The organism is Alcanivorax sp. HI0044 (assembly GCF_001634945.1).
Genome location: NZ_LWEZ01000965.1, coordinates 1 through 501, shown reverse-complemented (window position 1 = coordinate 501; position 501 = coordinate 1). Strand labels below are relative to the sequence as shown.

The window sequence follows — 501 nt, the reverse complement described above, 5'->3', positions numbered from 1 at the left end:
GCCGGGGTTGGCTGGTTACTGGACCTGCGAAAAAGGGGAATCCCTTTCGTGGACAACGTGGGCATCGGCATCAACCTGAACTATGGCAGCGTGCTGCGCGGCGGCACCCTGGTGCTGTTGTTCAACGAGGAGTAGTGGCCACTGCTTGCGGCGGGGTCAACCGCAGTACCTTGATGCCCAGCCAGGCATAGGCTAGCGCCAGCACCGGGTTGATCAGGTTGAAGAACGCATAGAAAAGGTAATCGGTCACCGGCACCAGCAGCACCGACTGCATGTAGGCTCCACAGGTATTCCAGGGGATCAGCGGGCTGGTGATGGTGCCGCCATCTTCCAGCGCACGGGACAGGTTTACCGGGGCCAGCCCTTTTTTCTCATAGGCTTCGCGGAACATGCGCCCGGGCATGATGATGGAGATGTACTGATCGGCGGTAAGGATATTGCTGCCAAAGCAGGTCGCCAGGGTCGCGGTGATCAACCCGGCAGCGCCCTTGACCATCCCCA

Annotated in this window: 2 protein-coding genes; one reads left to right on the top strand and one right to left on the bottom strand. The window is 60.3% G+C overall.

The features are described from left to right. Positions 1-48: 48 nt before the first annotated feature. On the top strand, positions 49-135 hold the full coding sequence (locus tag A3730_RS33040) for a Solitary outer membrane autotransporter beta-barrel domain (RefSeq protein WP_369819067.1): 87 nt from the start codon (positions 49-51) through the stop codon (positions 133-135). Here A3730_RS33040 and A3730_RS11355 read toward each other — a convergent pair. After that, positions 122-501 (bottom strand): Na+/H+ antiporter NhaC family protein (locus A3730_RS11355; RefSeq protein ID WP_304439492.1); only part of this gene is annotated, 380 nt, incomplete at its 5' end. The two genes, A3730_RS33040 and A3730_RS11355, sit on opposite strands and share 14 nt — an antisense overlap.